Source organism: Streptosporangium sp. NPDC001681 (genome assembly GCF_040298085.1).
GTDB lineage: Bacteria > Actinomycetota > Actinomycetes > Streptosporangiales > Streptosporangiaceae > Streptosporangium.
The window spans coordinates 1-15,240 of record NZ_JBEOZN010000189.1; the positions used below are offsets into that span (position 1 = coordinate 1).

The 15,240-nt window shown below is 69.0% G+C and carries 18 protein-coding genes and 1 pseudogene; 7 read left to right on the forward strand and 12 right to left on the reverse strand.

What is annotated here, in order from left to right:
- Positions 1–226, reverse strand: a 226-nt coding sequence (locus tag ABT130_RS44130; RefSeq protein ID WP_350965948.1) for a TCP-1/cpn60 chaperonin family protein, incomplete at its 3' end; no start/stop codon positions are given.
- A 220-nt stretch (positions 227–446) separates the two neighbouring features.
- Here ABT130_RS44130 and ABT130_RS44135 point away from each other — a divergent pair.
- Positions 447–1,061, forward strand: a complete 615-nt coding sequence (locus tag ABT130_RS44135; RefSeq protein WP_350965950.1) for a TetR/AcrR family transcriptional regulator — start codon at positions 447–449, stop codon at positions 1,059–1,061.
- Between the two features lie 173 nt (positions 1,062–1,234).
- On the opposite strand, the gene ABT130_RS44140 is transcribed toward ABT130_RS44135, so the two are convergent.
- The 10 genes from ABT130_RS44140 to ABT130_RS44185 all read right to left on the reverse strand — a co-directional run bounded on the left by ABT130_RS44140 (position 1,235) and on the right by ABT130_RS44185 (position 10,610).
- On the reverse strand, positions 1,235–2,767 hold the full coding sequence (locus ABT130_RS44140) for a long-chain-fatty-acid--CoA ligase (RefSeq protein ID WP_350965952.1): 1,533 nt from the start codon (positions 2,765–2,767) through the stop codon (positions 1,235–1,237).
- 113 nt (positions 2,768–2,880) lie between these two features.
- Positions 2,881–3,330: a helix-turn-helix transcriptional regulator gene (locus ABT130_RS44145; RefSeq protein WP_350965954.1), complete on the reverse strand. Its 450-nt coding sequence runs from the start codon at positions 3,328–3,330 to the stop codon at positions 2,881–2,883.
- A 515-nt stretch (positions 3,331–3,845) separates the two neighbouring features.
- Positions 3,846–5,417, reverse strand: a complete 1,572-nt coding sequence (locus ABT130_RS44150; RefSeq protein WP_350965956.1) for an ABC transporter permease — start codon at positions 5,415–5,417, stop codon at positions 3,846–3,848.
- Complete coding sequence (locus tag ABT130_RS44155) at positions 5,414–6,304, reverse strand: ABC transporter ATP-binding protein (protein WP_350965958.1); 891 nt, start codon at positions 6,302–6,304, stop codon at positions 5,414–5,416. Before ABT130_RS44155 ends, ABT130_RS44150 begins: the two co-directional genes overlap by 4 nt.
- A complete protein-coding gene (locus tag ABT130_RS44160; RefSeq protein ID WP_350965982.1) occupies positions 6,301–7,134 on the reverse strand; it encodes a TetR/AcrR family transcriptional regulator in 834 nt (277 codons plus the stop codon). Before ABT130_RS44160 ends, ABT130_RS44155 begins: the two co-directional genes overlap by 4 nt.
- Positions 7,135–7,293: 159 nt before the next feature.
- The gene (locus ABT130_RS44165) at positions 7,294–8,373 is read right to left on the reverse strand and encodes a threonine aldolase family protein (RefSeq protein ID WP_350965960.1); all 1,080 of its coding nucleotides are present in this window, start codon (positions 8,371–8,373) and stop codon (positions 7,294–7,296) included.
- 18 nt (positions 8,374–8,391) lie between these two features.
- Positions 8,392–8,967, reverse strand: coding sequence for a helix-turn-helix domain-containing protein (locus ABT130_RS44170; RefSeq protein WP_350965962.1), 576 nt, complete (start codon positions 8,965–8,967; stop codon positions 8,392–8,394).
- Positions 8,967–9,689 carry an alanyl-tRNA editing protein gene (locus ABT130_RS44175; protein ID WP_350965964.1) on the reverse strand — a complete coding sequence of 241 codons (723 nt, stop codon included), beginning with the start codon at positions 9,687–9,689 and terminating at the stop codon, positions 8,967–8,969. The genes ABT130_RS44170 and ABT130_RS44175 overlap by 1 nt, the downstream gene beginning before the upstream one ends.
- Positions 9,690–9,778: 89 nt before the next feature.
- A complete protein-coding gene (locus ABT130_RS44180) occupies positions 9,779–9,913 on the reverse strand; it encodes a hypothetical protein (RefSeq protein ID WP_350965966.1) in 135 nt (44 codons plus the stop codon).
- Positions 9,914–9,932: 19 nt separating this feature from the next.
- Positions 9,933–10,610: a TetR/AcrR family transcriptional regulator gene (locus ABT130_RS44185; protein ID WP_350965968.1), complete on the reverse strand. Its 678-nt coding sequence runs from the start codon at positions 10,608–10,610 to the stop codon at positions 9,933–9,935.
- Positions 10,611–10,715: 105 nt separating this feature from the next.
- Here ABT130_RS44185 and ABT130_RS44190 point away from each other — a divergent pair, with 105 nt between their 5' ends.
- The 3 genes from ABT130_RS44190 to ABT130_RS44200 all read left to right on the forward strand — a co-directional run bounded on the left by ABT130_RS44190 (position 10,716) and on the right by ABT130_RS44200 (position 13,371).
- Entirely contained in the window at positions 10,716–11,450 is a 735-nt protein-coding gene (locus tag ABT130_RS44190) for an NAD(P)-dependent oxidoreductase (protein WP_350965970.1), read from the forward strand.
- A gap of 223 nt (positions 11,451–11,673) precedes the next feature.
- The gene (locus tag ABT130_RS44195; protein ID WP_350965972.1) at positions 11,674–12,396 is read left to right on the forward strand and encodes a DUF4386 domain-containing protein; all 723 of its coding nucleotides are present in this window, start codon (positions 11,674–11,676) and stop codon (positions 12,394–12,396) included.
- A gap of 219 nt (positions 12,397–12,615) precedes the next feature.
- Entirely contained in the window at positions 12,616–13,371 is a 756-nt protein-coding gene (locus ABT130_RS44200) for a helical backbone metal receptor (protein WP_350965974.1), read from the forward strand.
- A 71-nt stretch (positions 13,372–13,442) separates the two neighbouring features.
- Here the strand turns inward: ABT130_RS44200 and ABT130_RS44205 are convergent, their stop codons facing one another.
- The gene (locus tag ABT130_RS44205; RefSeq protein WP_350965976.1) at positions 13,443–13,718 is read right to left on the reverse strand and encodes a hypothetical protein; all 276 of its coding nucleotides are present in this window, start codon (positions 13,716–13,718) and stop codon (positions 13,443–13,445) included.
- Here ABT130_RS44205 and ABT130_RS47890 point away from each other — a divergent pair.
- The 3 genes and pseudogenes from ABT130_RS47890 to trpA all read left to right on the forward strand — a co-directional run bounded on the left by ABT130_RS47890 (position 13,675) and on the right by trpA (position 15,213).
- Entirely contained in the window at positions 13,675–13,977 is a 303-nt protein-coding gene (locus tag ABT130_RS47890; RefSeq protein ID WP_502992249.1) for a hypothetical protein, read from the forward strand. The genes ABT130_RS44205 and ABT130_RS47890 overlap by 44 nt on opposite strands.
- 442 nt (positions 13,978–14,419) lie before the next feature.
- A pseudogene (locus ABT130_RS47895) lies at positions 14,420–14,566 on the forward strand (tryptophan synthase subunit beta); the annotation flags it as partial.
- Positions 14,563–15,213, forward strand: a complete 651-nt coding sequence (trpA, locus tag ABT130_RS44215; protein WP_350965980.1) for a tryptophan synthase subunit alpha — start codon at positions 14,563–14,565, stop codon at positions 15,211–15,213. The pseudogene ABT130_RS47895 and the gene trpA, both read left to right, overlap by 4 nt.
- Positions 15,214–15,240: the final 27 nt, after the last annotated feature.

The following is a 15,240-nucleotide window of genomic DNA, read 5'->3' on the forward strand; positions in this document are numbered from 1 at the left end:
CCTTGACGAGCTCGGCCCCGATCTTCTCCCACGGGTCCTCGAGCTCGATCTCCTTGGCGATGGAGACACCATCGTTGGTGATGGTGGGGGCGCCCCACTTCTTCTCCAGCACGACATTGCGGCCCTTGGGCCCCAGGGTCACCTTGACGGCGTCGGCGAGCTGGTTCATGCCGCGCTCGAGAGCGCGCCGGGCGTCCTCGTCGAACGCGATCATCTTCGAAGCCATTCTCTCTCCTGCTCTTGATCGGGGCTTGCCGGGACGGCGCCCGCGACGGACGGCCTGCCGGGCAGATGGACGACCTGCCCGGCGGACCTCGTCGTCCCGGCACACGCCCTTGTGGTTGGCACTCTCCAGGTGTGAGTGCCAGGCGTCCCGCCGCACTCTATCCAAAACTTGCGTGTCACGCACCTAGTGCGCAGCACGCAGTATCGGATAGGGTTGACCCATGAACGACGACGCGCCGGACCTTCGGTCGCGCAACAGGCAGGCCACCCGGGAGGCGATCAGCCACGCCGCGCTGCGCCTGGCCATCGAGCAGGGCCCTCACGGGCTGGCCCTGGTGCGCGTCCATGACATCGCCACGGCCGCGGGCGTCTCCCCCCGCACCTACAACAACTACTTCTCCAGCAGGGCGGAGGCGATCTGCGCCTTCCAGGCCGACCAATCCACGCGCGCGGGGCAGGCGCTGCGCTCCCGGCCCGCCGGCGAACCGCTGGACCAGGCCGTCATCGCGGCCGTGATCGAGCTCTACACCAACCCCGAGCCCGACAGGGCCGGCCTGCGCATGATCATGTCGACGCCCGAGCTGGAGGGCGAGGCGCTGAAGGCGTTCACCATGGCGGAGGGCCCGCTCGCCGAGGCGATCGCGGCGCGCACCGGCACCGACCCCGGACGCGACCTGTTCCCCGCCGTCACGGCCGCCGCGATCGCCGGCGCCATCCGCGTGGCGGGGCGGCACTGGCTCGAACCCGGCAACCCCGAATCCTTCGCCACCACCCTGCGCCACGCCCTGACCTGTGTCTTCCCCACCGCGCCACCCCAAGGCCCACAGGATCAGTGACCAGCACGCGCAGGCCCGGCATGTGAGATATCGCCCATCGGTCAGCCGGGCGTCGGCGTGGGACATGCAGACCTCCGGATGTGGTGAAGACAGGCGTCTCCCCCACATCCGGAGGTCTGCGTATTGATCAACTACCAGCTACGGTGTGTCACCGGCCTGATGGCTGAGTACACCTAGCGCAGCTCGCGCTTGAGGATCTTGCCGGTCGCCGTCATCGGCAGGCTCTCGCGGAACTCGATGATCCGCGGGTACTTGTAGGCCGCCATGTTCTCCTTGCACCAGACGACGAGCTCGTCCTCGCTCACCGTCGCGCCCGGCGCCGGGATGACGTAAGCCTTGACCTCCTCGCCATGCGAGTCGTGGGGCACACCGACCACCGCCACCAGCGAGACCGCCGGGTGCGTCATCAGCACCTCCTCCAGCTCGCGCGGGTAGACGTTGAAGCCGCCCCGGATGATCATGTCCTTCGTGCGGTCGATGATGGCGTAGTAGCCGTCTTCGTCGCGAGTGGCGATGTCACCGGTGCGGAACCAGCCGCCCCGCATGACCTCCTCGGTGGCCTCGGGCCGCCCGTAGTAGCCCTTCATGACGTTGTGCCCGCGGATGGCGATCTCGCCGGGGCCCTCGCCCTCGATGGTGTTCCAGCCGTCGTCCACCAGCCGCATCTGCACGCCCCAGATGGGGAAGCCGATGGTGCCGGGCCTGGTGGGCCGCCCGAGCTGGTTGAAGCTGGCCACCGGGGAGGTCTCCGACAGGCCGTAGCCCTCCAGGATCGGGATGCCGAAGGTGCCCTCGAAGTCCTTGAGCACCTCGATCGGGCAGGAGGCCCCACCCGCCACCGCCACCCGCAGCGTCGAGGGCGCCTCGGCCCCATCGGCGTGGATCTTCGACAGCAGCGCCCAGAACATCGTCGGCACCCCGGCGAACATCGTCACCTTCTCCCTGCGCATGAGCTCCAGCGCCTCGCCGGGCTCGAAGCGCGGCTGGAGCACGAGGGTAGCGCGACGGCGCACGCTCACATTCATGACTGCGGTCTGGCCGAAGGAGTGGAAGAGCGGCAGCACGGCGAATGAGACGTCGCCCTCGGGGTCGGTGGGGAACATCTCGTCGCTGACGATGGTGTTGGTCAGCATGTTCATGTGGGTCAGCACGGCGCCCTTGGGCTGACCGGTGGTACCGGAGGTGTAGAGGATGGCCGCGGTGTCGTCCGGCTCGGTCTGCACCGTCTCGAACTCCCCGGACATGCCGCCCAGCGCCGCCCAGAACGATTCGCCGTGCTCCGACTCGGTGGCCAGCGGTGTGGCGGGCAGGACGAAGAAGAGCTCGCAGCCCTCGGCGGCGTCGAAGGCCTCCCGCCCGCGCACGCCCATGGGCAGCTCGGAGCCCTCGAAGCAGAAGAGCGCCTTGGCGTCGCTGTCGGTCAGGTGGTAGGCGATCTCGCGCGGCTGCAGCAGCACGTTGAGCGGGACCACGGTCGCCCCGGCCTTGAGGATGCCGAAGTAGACGAAGGGGAAGTAGGGCAGGTTCGGGCAGAGCAGTGCGACCTTGTCGCCCTTGCCGATCCCCCTGGCCGTCAGGAGGTTGGCCACCTGGTTCGCGATGGAGTTCACCATGGAGTACGGCAGACGCAGGTCGCCGAAGACCAGGGCGGTGCGGTCTGGAGCATTGCGGGCGCTGTCTTCCAGAATGATCGACAGATTGAGCATCGCGACCTTTTCCTCGGGGGTTCGAATACCTGCCCTGGCTGCGTCTCGGGAGACGTTCGTACGTCCCAAGGATGCGGCGCCGATGCGGTCAGGGCTTGTACGAACGTGTCGATTCAGGGCAGCCAGTCGATGGCGGCGGCCAGCGTGGAGGGGGCGGTCCCGAAGTTGTGCCTGAAGACCCGGGTGAAATGTGACCCGTCGGTGAATCCGGCGCTGTGGGCGGCCATCGTCAACGTCTCTCCTGCGGCTACCAGCCTGATCGCATGCTGAATGCGCTGCCAGCGCACATAGGGTCGCAGTGGAATCCCCACCTGTGCGCTGAACAGATGCGCCAACCGGCTTGGAGACAGGTGCACCGCGGCCGCAACCACGCCAAGGCGCACCGGCCCCTCGATCAGGAGAGTGGGGATCACGGCTATCGCCATCTCCACCGCCGGGTGAATCGGGATTTCTTCGGCACTACGTTGGCCCGTCCAGTCCTCGACGATCTTCAGGGCGGCCGCGGCCTCGACGGAGTGTTCGTGGCCGTTCGAGGGTTTCGTGAACGTGAGCGGCGCCGCCACCTGGCGGTGCCTCGGGCTCGGGCCGGCCTGCGTGAGGTGAGGGAAGGGCGGACCCCAGGTCGAGGCGTTGACCCCCGCACCCGAATGGGTGAGAAGGGAACGGCCTGGCGAACTGCCGGGTTCGAGTTGAGCCAGCAGGGCCCCGCGAGCTCCCGTGAGTATGGCGTGGCCGGTGTCGGGGGGAATGACCGCGGTCCGGGTGGTCAGCCGCCGGCCATGAACGTCGGCCACGGTGAAGGGCTCTGCGGAGACGATCAGGTGGACCGCATGGTGTGCGTGCAGCTGGGTCGTACCGATGGTTCCGCCGTACAGCAGGACGCCAGGGCGGAGTAAACACCAGCCGCGCCAGAGATGCGACATCACGCCTCCTTCTCCGGATGAGTTCGTCTCAACCTCTGATCGTCGCGGCGGAAGCCCTTTTCGTGAAGGTGCCGATCTCGGACTCCGCTGCGCCGGCCAGGAGTTCCGGCATCTTTGGTCATACGTTCGGCCTGCCCGGTGCGCCAGGAACGGCTTCAGGTGGAAGGCGCCAGGTCGCGGCGGCGCAGGAACGCCAGCCCCGCCGCCGTCAAGGCTCCCGCCACCACGGTCAGTCCAAGCAGCGGCACCACCGGTGACGAGGCGCCGCCCAGCAGCATCGCCGGTACATGCACGAACGGCGACAGCTCCAGGACGAATCCGCCGACCAGCTTGAACTCCGCCAGCAGGTCCACAAGCAGGAAGAGGCCGAGCACGGTCCAGCTCACGGCGGTCGCCAGCCGGGGCAGCACGCCGAACAGCAGCGTCGTGATCCCGACCACGGTCCAGACAGCGGGGAGGTAGGCCAGCGTGGCCGCGGTGACGCGGGCCATGTCGCCGTCGTAGCTGAGACCCGCCGCCGCACCCAGCGCGGCCAGCAGCAGCGCGGGGCCCGCGATGGCGAACGTCAGGTGGCTCAACCCCCAACGCAGCCGGTCGACCGGGGTGGACAGCAACAGCTCCGCCCGGCCCGCCGCCTCCTCCCCACGGGCCCGTAGCGCCGACACCAGCGCCGCTGCGGCGACGAGCTGGCTGAGCACGTACATCACGAAGGTGAAGAACACATCCGAGATGCGGGCGTCGGCGCCGCCGACGGTCGCGGCCAGCTCCCGGAACTGCGGCGTGTCCAACTGGGTGTCCAGCCCGCGCGCCGCCACGCCGAGCAGCGCGCCCATCAGGCCGAAACCGATCGCGAAGCCCGCGAGCGTGCCCCGGTGCAGGCGAGCGGCCAGGCCGAACGAGCCCGACAGCGCCCCGGCAGCGGGTCCGGGGCGAGCGGGAACCAGGCCGCCGGCCACGTCACGCCGCGTGGACAACGCGAACGCGGCCGCGGCCAGAGCGGCGACGAACACCGCGATCAGCCCCAGCACCCACCACTGATCGCCGGCGTAGGGCTTGGTCAGCCGGACCCAGCCGAACGGCGACAGCCACGCCAGCCATGGGATGCCGCCGGCGTCGGCCAGCGAACGCAGCGCGAACAGCAGGCCGCCGGTGGCGATCGCGATGCCGCGTGCTGTACCGGATGCGGCGGTGAGCTGCGCGGTGACGGCGGCCACGGCCGTGAACGCCCAGCCGCCCGCGGTGATGGAGAGCCCGAACAGCAGGGAGGAGCCCGCGGGCAGGCCGTTGCCGACCAGGGCGGGTACCGCCAGCAGGCCCAGCAGCAGGTTGGCGGTGAGCACGACCGCGAGTGCGGCGGCCAGCGGGGCGTGGCGGCCGACGACGCCCGAGGAAAGCAGCTCCCGCCGGCCGGTCTCCTCCTCGCCCCTGGTGTGCCTGATCATCACCAGGATGCTGATCAGCCCGCCGATCAGCGCGAGGGACGAGCCGAGCGTCCAGGCGGTCAGGCCACCGACGCTCGCGTCGTAGATGGGGCCGCGGGTGGCCAACTGCGCGGGATTGCTCATTGAGGCCGCCGCGAAGGAGTCGCGGGCGGCCTGGTCGGTGTACAGGGCCGTGGTGGAGGAGGCGATGCCGGCCGGCAGCACCGCGCTGATCGCGATCCACACCAGGAGCGGCACGCGATCCCTGCGCACGATGAGCCGGATCAGTGTCCAGGTGCCGGTCATCTCGTGGCTCCCTCGTAGTGGCGCAGGAACAGCTCCTCCAGCGTCGGCGGGTGGGTGGTGAGCGTGCGCACGCCGGCCCGGGCCAGTTCGGCGAGCACCGGCGTGAGCGCGTCGCCGTCCACCTGGCAGCGCAACCGGGTGCCGTCCACGGCGAGGTCGTGCACGCCGGACAGCGTGGCCAGGCCGGGCGCGGGCCCGATCAGCTCGGCTCTCACCGAGGTACGGGTGAGATGACGCAGGTCGGCCAGGCTGCCGGATTCGACGGTACGGCCGGCGCGGATGATGCTCACGCGGTCGCACAACGCCTCCACCTCCGACAAGATGTGGCTGGACAGCAGCACGGTGCGGCCGCTGCGCTTCTCTTGCAGGACGCACTCGTTGAAGAGCGTCTCCATCAGCGGGTCCAGGCCTGAGGTCGGCTCGTCGAGCACCAGCAACTCCACGTCGGAGGCGAAAGCGGCCACCAGCGCCACCTTCTGCCGGTTGCCTTTGGAGTAGGTGCGGCACTTCTTGCGCGGGTCGAGCTCGAAGCGCTCCAGCAGCTCGGCGCGTCGCCCGGGGTCGAGGCCCCCGCGTACCCTGCCCAGCAGGTCGATGACCTCGCCGCCGGTCAGCGACGGCCACAGCGTGACGTCGCCGGGCACGTAGGCAAGTCTTCGGTGCAGTTCTGTGGCGTCCTGCCAGGGATCGCCGCCGAGTAACTCGACCCGGCCGCCGTCGGCGCGCATCTGGCCAAGCAGGATACGGATCGTGGTGGTTTTACCCGCGCCGTTGGGGCCGAGGAAGCCGTGCACCTCGCCCGTCTTGACGGTGAGGTCGAGCCCGGCCAGGGCCCTGGTCTGGCCGAAGGTCTTGATCAGGCCGTCCGTGCGCACTGCGGCGTTCACTGTTGTCCCTCGAACTTCTCCAGGCCCGTCCGCGCCTGCTCGAACAGTTCGCGGCCGAGGAATTCCGGTCTGATCAGGTCGAGCTGGGCCTTGCCGACGCGCAGCGCGCCCTGCGGGGCGTAAAGGTCCGTGCCGAGCGCACGGGAGACATGCTCGTGCAGCACGGTGATGCCCAGCTTCATCGCCGTCAGCACGGTCGCGCGGGCGCGGTGGTCGGCCTCGGAGTGGTCGCCGCGGGCCAGATTGTCCTCTGTCACGCTCACGAGCTCGTCGAACATGGCGGCGGCTCCGGGCGAGCCGTCCACGAGCGCCCGGCCGAGGTATTTCATCAGCGGCGGCGCGGTCCGATGGACGGTCTCGATGAATTCCGGCCTTTCCAGGTTGCCTCCGGTGACGCCCACGCCGACCTGCTCGCGAACATAACTGAGGACATAGGCGTCGCAAGCCTGTCTCAGCTCCTCCTTGGTGCCGAAATGGTGCTGCACCAGACCGGGCGAGACGCCGGCCGCTTCGGCGATCCCGCGGATCGTGGTGGCCTTGACTCCCTGCTCGGCGAACAAGGCCATCGCGACATCGCGGATGCGGGCGCGCGCCGTCAGATCCCCTTCAGATATTGGTCGCATGTCCGGCATGCTATACCTATGTATTGGAAGCCGGTCAAGTGTACAGTTCGGCGCGCGGCGGACATCGTCGTCGCGGCCTACGAAGCCGGTGAGCCGGCCGAGCGGCCCCGCCCGGTCGGTGTCCTCGCCCGGCTCGCCGAGGCGCGCCCGCCGCAGACGACCAAGCACCTGCAGTCCCTTGAGCGCACCGGCCGGCGCCGCGTCCACGCGCTCCAACCCGGTCCCCCTCGGTGGCGGCGCGGCTCTCCACGGTCCATGACGGGCCGGGCGAAGTCCAGCACGCCGACGTCCCCCGGAGAACCGGCTCGACCACCTGGCGCTGTGAGAAACCACAGCCCTGGCGAGCGGCATCCATCGGCCCCGGGCTCACCCGCATGTCCCAGGCGTGCGGGTGTGGCGGCGGACCGCGTCGAGGAGCTGGTCGATGTCATCGGCACTGTGGGAGAAGGCGGTGACGAACCGGACGATCCCCGGTTCCCAGCGGTCGTGGTAGAAGGCGTAGCCCTCGGCGAGGAGTCCTTCGGTGACCTGCCGGGGCAGGCGGCAGAAGAGGATGTTGGCCTGCGGCGTGGCCAGAAGGCCGGTGCCGGGGATGGCCTTGAGGCCGTCGCCGAGCCGGGTGGCCATCGCGTTGGCCTGGCGGGCGTTGCGCAGCCACAGGCCGTCGGTGAGGTACGCGTCGATCTGGGCCGCGTGAAAGCGCATCTTGGAGGCGAGCTGGCCGGCGCGCTTGGCGCGGAAGGCGAGCTCGGTGGCGAGCGCGGGGTCGAAGGAGACGATGGCGTCGGCGGTCATCGCGCCGTTCTTGGTGGCGCCGAAGGACAGGACATCGATGCCGGCCTTCCAGGTCATCTCGGCCGGGGTGGCGCCGAGATGGTCCAGGGCGTTGGCAAAGCGCGCGCCGTCCATGTGGACGCGCAGTCCTGCGTCCTTGGCGATGGCGGACAGGCGGCGGATCTCCTCCAGGGTGTAGACGCTGCCGCTCTCGGTGGCCTGGCTGATGCTCACCGCGGACGGCTGCACGCTGTGCACGTCATCGGCCCGGCGGCGCACCGCCGCCTGCAGCGCTTCGGGGTCGATCTTGCTGTCGGAGCCGGGGACACCGACGAGCTTGGCGCCGTTGGTGAAGAACTCCGGAGCGCCGCATTCGTCGTGGTTGATGTGGCTGTCGGGCTGAGAGAGCACGCTGCCCCACGGCGGGGTGAGGGCGGCCAGGCTCAGGCCGTTGGCGGCGGACCCGGTGGAGACCGGGAAGACATCGACGTCCCGCTCGAAGATCTCACTGAGCCTGCGGCGGGCGCTGTCGGTGAAGGGGTCTTTGCCGTACGGCAGGACCTGCCCGGCGGCCGCGTCGGCGACGGCCTGGGCTATCTGCGGGGATGCCCCGGCCATGTTGTCGCTGATGAAGGCACGGCTGGAGGGGGTGATGGCGACGGTGGTGCTCATGACTGGTCTTCCTTGGTCTCAGCTGCTGATGGGGGAGGCGAAGACGACGGTGATGTCCACCTCCTCGGCGCCGGTGCGGTAGAAGTGCGGGGCGTCCCCGGCGAAGGCGAGCATGTCGCCGGGGCCCAGATCCTGCGGGGCGTCGACGGGGCCGGCGGTGACGTGCCCGGTGGCGATGAGCAGGTGCTCGATCGTGCCGGTGGCGTGCGGGACGCCGGGCAGCTCGGTCTCGGGCGGAATGCGCAGCCGCCAGATCTCCAGGCTGTTGCCGCTGCTGATGCGGCGCAGCAGTTCCCGGGAGACCTCGCCGGGCTCGATGTCCGTGCCGGGCCGGAAGACCGGTCCGGTGTCGGCGTCACGCGCCAGCAGGTCGGCGATCGGGATGCGCAGGGCGATCGCGATCGCATCCAGGGTGTCGATCGTCGGATTGCCGTTACCGGCCTCCAGCTGCGACAGCGTGGCCTTGCTCAGCCCGGCGCGCCGGGCCATCTCCGCGGCGCTCATGCCGCGCTGCTGGCGGCGCAAGCGGATCTTCGCTCCAACCGCGGCTGCGGTACTGCTCACCGGCTGGCGGCCGGACGGCAAGGGCGTCATCAGTGGCTCCGGTGCGTTGCGGTGTAGGACACGCGGATGCGGCCCTTCTTGGCCTTCAGCGTCGGCAGCACCACTTCTGCCAGGTTGCCGAGGCTGCGCACGTGCGTGCCCCCGCACGGCGCGGCGTGCAGCGCGTCCAGGTGCACCACGCGCCGCCCGTCGGCGAGGCACCGTGCGAAGACCGGCAGATCGTCAGCGACCGCCGCCGCCGCCGCGGCGCGCAGCGCGGCGGTCACCTCCTCCCGCCCTTCCGGGTCGGTCAGCCGCGTGTCCGTCTGGGGCGCCTGGAACTCGATGCGTGCCTGACCGGGGAAATGGTTGCTGCCGACCATCTCCCACCCCTGCATCCGCCCGACCGCTTCGACGAGGTGTCCGGCCGTGTGCAGCGCAGCGTGAGCTGTCCGGGTCCGAAGGTCGATCCGGGCTCGCACCTTCTGCCCCTCGGCGAGGGGCAGAAGGCTGCCGCCCTCGGGCGCCATCGCCACGACCAGTCCCGACTCGCGGTCCCGGACCGGGATGATCTCCGTGTCCTCCAGCCACCCTCGGTCGGCGGGCTGGCCCCCGCCCTGCGGGTGGAACAGGCAGTGCTCGACGGCCGCCCATGGCGTCCCGTCCCTCTCGCCGACCGCGATCACCCGCGTATCGACCTGCTCCAGGTAGGTGTCATCGAGATAGGCGCTGACCTGTGCGCCTACCCGAAGGGTCTCGATTGAATGAACCATACGTTCACTATACCGAACTATCGAGATAGTGAACCTAGCGTTCGTTTTAGTGAACGCCCCGATCAAGGGGAGGAGATTGCGCACGCTGCTCATCCCGGAAAGTGACCACCGCCGCAGTAAATGCCGGGTTTGAGGATCGCACGCCACTCGCGGGCGGTCAGCGGCCGGCCGTCGATGCGCCGGTCGCCGGGCTCGGAGTTCTCGAGGTCCTCGATGCCGCTCACCCCCTGATCCACTGACGGGTTACCGCCAGCTTTCGCGCTGTCGCTGCAGTCCGTCGAGGATCAGGTCGAGTCCGACGTCGAACTCCTCGGTGTACGCGTAACCAGCTTTCAGGGCGCGGTCGGCGATCATCTCGGCGAGGTGCGGGAACTCGTCGCGGGGCAGCCGCTTCAGGATCGAGCCCGCCACGTCCTCGAGGCCAACGGATGACGTGAAGGGCAGGCTGAGCTCCTGGAGCGTGAACCCGTAGATGTAGCTGTCCAGCACCGAGAACGCGTGTGCCGCGCCGGCGATCGAGAAGCCGCCCGCTCGCAGGCAGCCGATTGCCGCGTTGTGATGGCGCAGCGTCGCGTGGCCGGGGTTCGTCCGTGAGTCCATCAGTCGGATCGCCCACGGGTGGCGGATCAGTGCGCCGCGCATCGAGACTGCCCGCCGTCGCATCGCGGCCCGCCAGTCGACGTCGTCCGGCGGGAGCTCGATCTCGCCGAAGACGAGGTCGACCATGCCGTCGAGGATCAAGTCTTTGTTGCGGAAGTGGTGATACAGCGACATGGCCTCGACGCCGAGCCGCTCGGCGAGCCTGCGCATGCTCGGCACACCGGCGCCGGCCTCGTCCGCCAGCGCGACCGCAGTGCGAAGCACCATCTCCTTGCTGAGGTTGCGGCGGGGCGCAGGCGTGCCGGCTGTCTCGGTGTCCACAAGGTACTCCTGCCTGGTCTGCTTGGACGGCTTGACAACCTTACACCGCAAGGCTCTACCCTTACAGCGTAAGTGTAGAAGTGACGGCGAGCAGAGGAGAGGGTCGTGGAACCGATCGGTCTAGACGGAACCAGGAAGCCGGGCACGGGCAAGAGAGTGTGCATCGTCGGCGCGTCCGGGAAGCTCGGGCACTACATGGTGCAGCACGCATTGGACCGGGGGTACGAGGTCGTGGGCGTCTGCCGAGAGCAGAGCGTGACCAAGCTCGCCGAGTTCGAGGGACGGGTCACGGTGATCCCCGGAGCGACCGACGCTCCTGCGGTCATCGCCCGGGCGGTGAACGGATGCGACGCCGTGCTCACGGTGCTGGTGCCCTGGGGGAGGAACCACTACGCCTCCGGTACGGCCCAGGCTGTGCTCGACCACGCACGTCCGGGCGCCCGTTTGGTGTTCTCCTGCGGCTGGCACATCACCCGCGACGGGAAGGACGTGTACCCCCGGAAGTTCAAGCTGTACGCGGCCGTGTTCGGACGACTGGCGAAGCTTGCCCGTGTCGTGGACGTGGACGACCAGGTGGAGGCGTGCCGGAGGATCTTTGCCAGTGACACCCGCTGGACGGTCGTGCGTGGCAGCGACCTGGAGGAGGGCGACAGTCAGGGCCTGCCGGTGTGGAGCCGGCACGTGGGTGATCCCGTCCTCGCGAGCAACCTGACCCGCCGAGTGGACTACGCCCGTTTCATGGTCGAGGCGGTGGAGAACGACGCCCTCGTCCACGAGGCCCCGGCCATCGTCGGCCGGCTGACCCCATCGGCCCTCGCCCACGTCGGCAATCCGGCGTGAGCGTCCGGCTCGCGCGTCACGCAGGGGTCTCGCCGGGAAGCCCGGGCGAGGTACGTCCAGGAATCTTCGCCCCAGGCCGGTCCGCACAGGGCGTTGGACTCGCGGAACCGATGTTCACGAACTGGCTGTTCGCCGGAGCCGTACGAATCCCCGGATCCGACGCGCGTTCCCGCCACAGCCGGATTCGGCCGACCGGGCCCGTACCCCGAGAAAGGACCACACCGTGACCGCGCCGAAGACGCTCGCGAGGATCGCGGGATCCCTCTACCTGATCGTCGCCGGGCTCACCAGCTTCGCCGGGCTGGTGAACACGCGCATCGCCGAGCCAGGGGACGCAGCGGCCACGGCCGACAACATCGACACCTCGGCCACCCTGTTTCGCATCGGCTTCGCCAGCGAACTGGTGGGAGCCACGGCCTTCCTGTTGACGGGCATGGCCCTGTATCTGCTGCTCAAGCATGTCAACCAGATGGCTGCCGCCGCGATGGTCACCTTCGTCGCGGTCAGCGTCGCGATCCAGAGCATGAGCCTGCTCAACCAACATGCGGCGCTGACGATCGCCACCGGCCAGGTCTACACCGGCGCCTTCGGCCCGACAGGTTCCGACCAGCTGACTCTGCTGTTCGCCGGCCTGCAACGCGACGGGTACCTCATCGCCCAGACGTACTTCGGCCTGTGGCTGCTGCCGCTGGGTTACCTGGTCGTCAAGTCGGGCTACTTCCCCAAGGTGCTGGGCGTGCTGCTGGTGATCGGATGCTTCGGCCACCTCGTGGACGTGTTCGCGCGCTTCCTCGCCCCCGGCTTCGGTGCAGACATCTCACTGTTCGCCCTGACTCCTGCGGCGGTCGCGGAACTTTCGTTCATCGCATGGCTGCTGGTCAAGGCCGTGCGGGTGCCCGAACCCGACACGCGGGTCACCGCCGTCGCCCACTCCGGCCCTAGTTGAGTGCGCGGCTGACCGTTCACGGTCGGCAACTGCACCACTGAGGTACCCGGCTTCCGTGAAGAGCGGGACTATGCCACCGCTCCCGTTCGTCACCCTGGGCGGGGGCAGCGGCCGTCACGGGCGGTGGGACTGTCGAAATATGTCGCGGTAAAGTGACTTCTTTCAGGCGCTCGCTGAAAGTCGGGTCGGTTCCGCTTTCGTAAACGGAGGACATCGGTGATGTTCGACGATCTCGGCGTTCCTCTCGCGCCGCGCGGCGACGTATGCCGCGTGGTGTCGCTCGTGCCCTCGCTCACCGAGTCACTCGCCGAGACCGCCCCCGAACTACTGGTCGGCGCGACGGATTGGTGCACCCACCCGGCAGGCCTGGCGGTGCGGCGGATCGGAGGTACCAAGAACCCCGACCTGGCCGCGATCGCCGGGCTGCGGCCGGACCTCGTACTGGCCAACGAGGAGGAGAACCGCGCCGCAGACCTGGAGGCGCTGCGCTCGGCCGGGGTGGCGGTCTGGGTGACCAGGATCCGCACCCTGGAAGAGGCCTTCGCCTCCCTGCGGCGGATGCTCACGATCGCCTGTGCCCTGCCCGAGCCGGATTGGCTCACCGCCGCGGAGCGAGCGTGGTCGGCTCCGCCGGTCGGCGAGGCGCGGAGGGCGGTGATCCCCATCTGGCGTAAACCCTGGATGGTCCTCGGCCGCGACACCTTCGCGGGCGATGTGCTGCTCAAGCTGGGCATTCACAACCTCTACGTCGACCATCCCGAGCGCTACCCGAAGATCGCTCTGGCCGAACTGCTGGCGGCGGGCGCCGACCTCGTCGTCCTGCCCGACGAGCCCTACCGTTTCACCGAACGCGACGGTCCCGGCTTCTTCCCCTCAATACCGGCCGCGCTGGTCAGTGGCCGGCACCTGACCTGGTACGGACCGTCCCTGCTCCAGGCTCCCGGAGTGCTGAGGGCCGCTCTGAATTCACAATGAGCCGGAACACCGCGGATAGACCATGACACCGCGCCCGCCCTCTGGGCGGACGCGGCGGGAACGGGAGCCGTCTAGGCGATGGAGCGGATGGAGCCGGTCCAGAGGCCGACGGTCTTCTGGTAGACCGTGTACAACTCACCGTCGAAGTACGGCGAGACGCCGGTGTCGTACCGGTTGTCGCCATCGGTGTCGGAAACGCTGATCGTGATGCCGTTGAGATAGCCGGTGCGGCTGTCGTTCGTGTACTGGGTCAGCCACGAGGAGCCGAGAGAGCCTTCACCGGTGAACGGGGAGTCCACCCCGATGGGCCGGTCCGCGGGGAGGCCCGTGACCTTCATCGCGAACATCGATCTTCAGGTTGGCAGCCTCGTCGGCGAGCCAGAACCTCGCGACCTGCTGAGCCGTCGGCACCGTGGGAGCCAACGGGACCACCAGCACACTCGCGGCCTGTGCCGGTCCGGCGACGACGGTGGAACCCAACACGCTCAAGCCGATACCCAACGCGATCAGTGCACGCCTCAAGTGCGGTACGTGATTGGCTCCGATCCTGGTCAGGTCAACGGGATGCGATGGCCTTGCGCGCCGCGTATTGCGCGGGGTGTCTGAGGGGATTTCTTCTCCCCCACCCTGCCCTTCCCGAAACCGGGGACGCTGCCCCAGATCTCCAGGCACGCCCTTCGGCAGTGGCCTCAGACGCCGGCCGGGCTGCTTGTGGGCTCACGCCTTTCAGGAAGGGGCGGGGTGGGGAAAAGGCCCGTCCACCCCGCCGCGCGGATATGTGTTCCGCGACCACCACAAGCCAGACATCCGGGGCGTATGCCCCGGCGTAGGAGCATGTCGCATGTCCAGTGAATTCTTTATCCCGGCCCCGGAGGGGCAAGTCCCCAGCGCCGAAGGGTATTTCGGTGCGTTCGGCGGCAAGTTCATCCCGGAGGTCCTGGTCGCCACCGTGGACGAAGTCGCCGTCGAGTACGAGAAGGCCAAGGCCGACCCCGCGTTCGTCGCGGAGTTCGAGGATCTGCTCGTCAACTACACCGGGCGCCCGAGTGCGCTCGCCGGAGCCCTCGAAGTCGGCAAGGAGCTCGGTAAGGACGGGCTGATCATCGTCAACCTGTCCGGGCGCGGCGACAAGGACATGGACACGGCCGCTCGTTACTTCGGGCTGCACGACGCCGCCGAAGGGGAGTCGAAGTGAGTGGCAACATCCAGCTGTTGAGCGACACCCTCGCCCAGGCCAGGTCCGAGGGCCGCGCCGCGCTCATCGTCTACTTCCCGGCCGGCTTCCCGACCGTCGACGGTGGCATCGAGGCGGTCAAGGCGGTCCTCGAATCCGGCGCGGACGTCGTCGAGGTCGGCCTGCCGCACAGCGACCCGGTACTCGACGGGCCGGTCGTCCAGACCGCCGACGACATCGCCCTGCGCGGCGGCCTCAAGATCGCCGACGTGATGCGCACCGTCCGCGAGGCACACGCCGCCACGGGCAAGCCCATCCTGGTGATGACGTACTGGAACCCGATCGACCGCTACGGCATCGAACGCTTCACCACCGAGCTCGCCGAGGCCGGCGGCGCGGGCTGCATCCTGTCCGACCTGCCCGTCCAGGAATCCGCGACCTGGCGCGAGCACGCCGAGAAGCAAGGCCTGGCCACTGTCTTCGTCGTCGCGCCGAGCAGCAAGGACGAGCGGCTGAAGGAGATCACCGCGGCCGGCCCGGGATTCGTGTACGCCGCCTCGCTGATGGGGGTCACCGGCACCCGCGCCTCCGTCGGAGAGGCCGCGGTGGGGGGGGGGGGGGGGGGGCCCCGCGCCGCCCCCCACAACCCCCCCACCCCCAACAAATAAAAAAACAAAAAAAAAAAAAAAAAAAAG

Bases quoted from the DNA above. Each gene is read 5' to 3' on its own strand.
- ABT130_RS44205 (WP_350965976.1), bottom strand. From the start codon at position 13,718: ATGTTCGCGATGAAGGTCACGGGCCTCCCCGCGGACCGGCCCATCGGG.
- ABT130_RS44175 (WP_350965964.1), bottom strand. From the start codon at position 9,689: ATGGTTCATTCAATCGAGACCCTTCGGGTAGGCGCACAGGTCAGCGCC.
- ABT130_RS44170 (WP_350965962.1), bottom strand. From the start codon at position 8,967: ATGACGCCCTTGCCGTCCGGCCGCCAGCCGGTGAGCAGTACCGCAGCC.
- ABT130_RS44165 (WP_350965960.1), bottom strand. From the start codon at position 8,373: ATGAGCACCACCGTCGCCATCACCCCCTCCAGCCGTGCCTTCATCAGC.
- ABT130_RS47890 (WP_502992249.1), top strand. From the start codon at position 13,675: ATGGGCCGGTCCGCGGGGAGGCCCGTGACCTTCATCGCGAACATCGAT.
- ABT130_RS44150 (WP_350965956.1), bottom strand. From the start codon at position 5,417: ATGACCGGCACCTGGACACTGATCCGGCTCATCGTGCGCAGGGATCGC.
- ABT130_RS44135 (WP_350965950.1), top strand. From the start codon at position 447: ATGAACGACGACGCGCCGGACCTTCGGTCGCGCAACAGGCAGGCCACC.
- ABT130_RS44200 (WP_350965974.1), top strand. From the start codon at position 12,616: ATGTTCGACGATCTCGGCGTTCCTCTCGCGCCGCGCGGCGACGTATGC.
- ABT130_RS44140 (WP_350965952.1), bottom strand. From the start codon at position 2,767: ATGCTCAATCTGTCGATCATTCTGGAAGACAGCGCCCGCAATGCTCCA.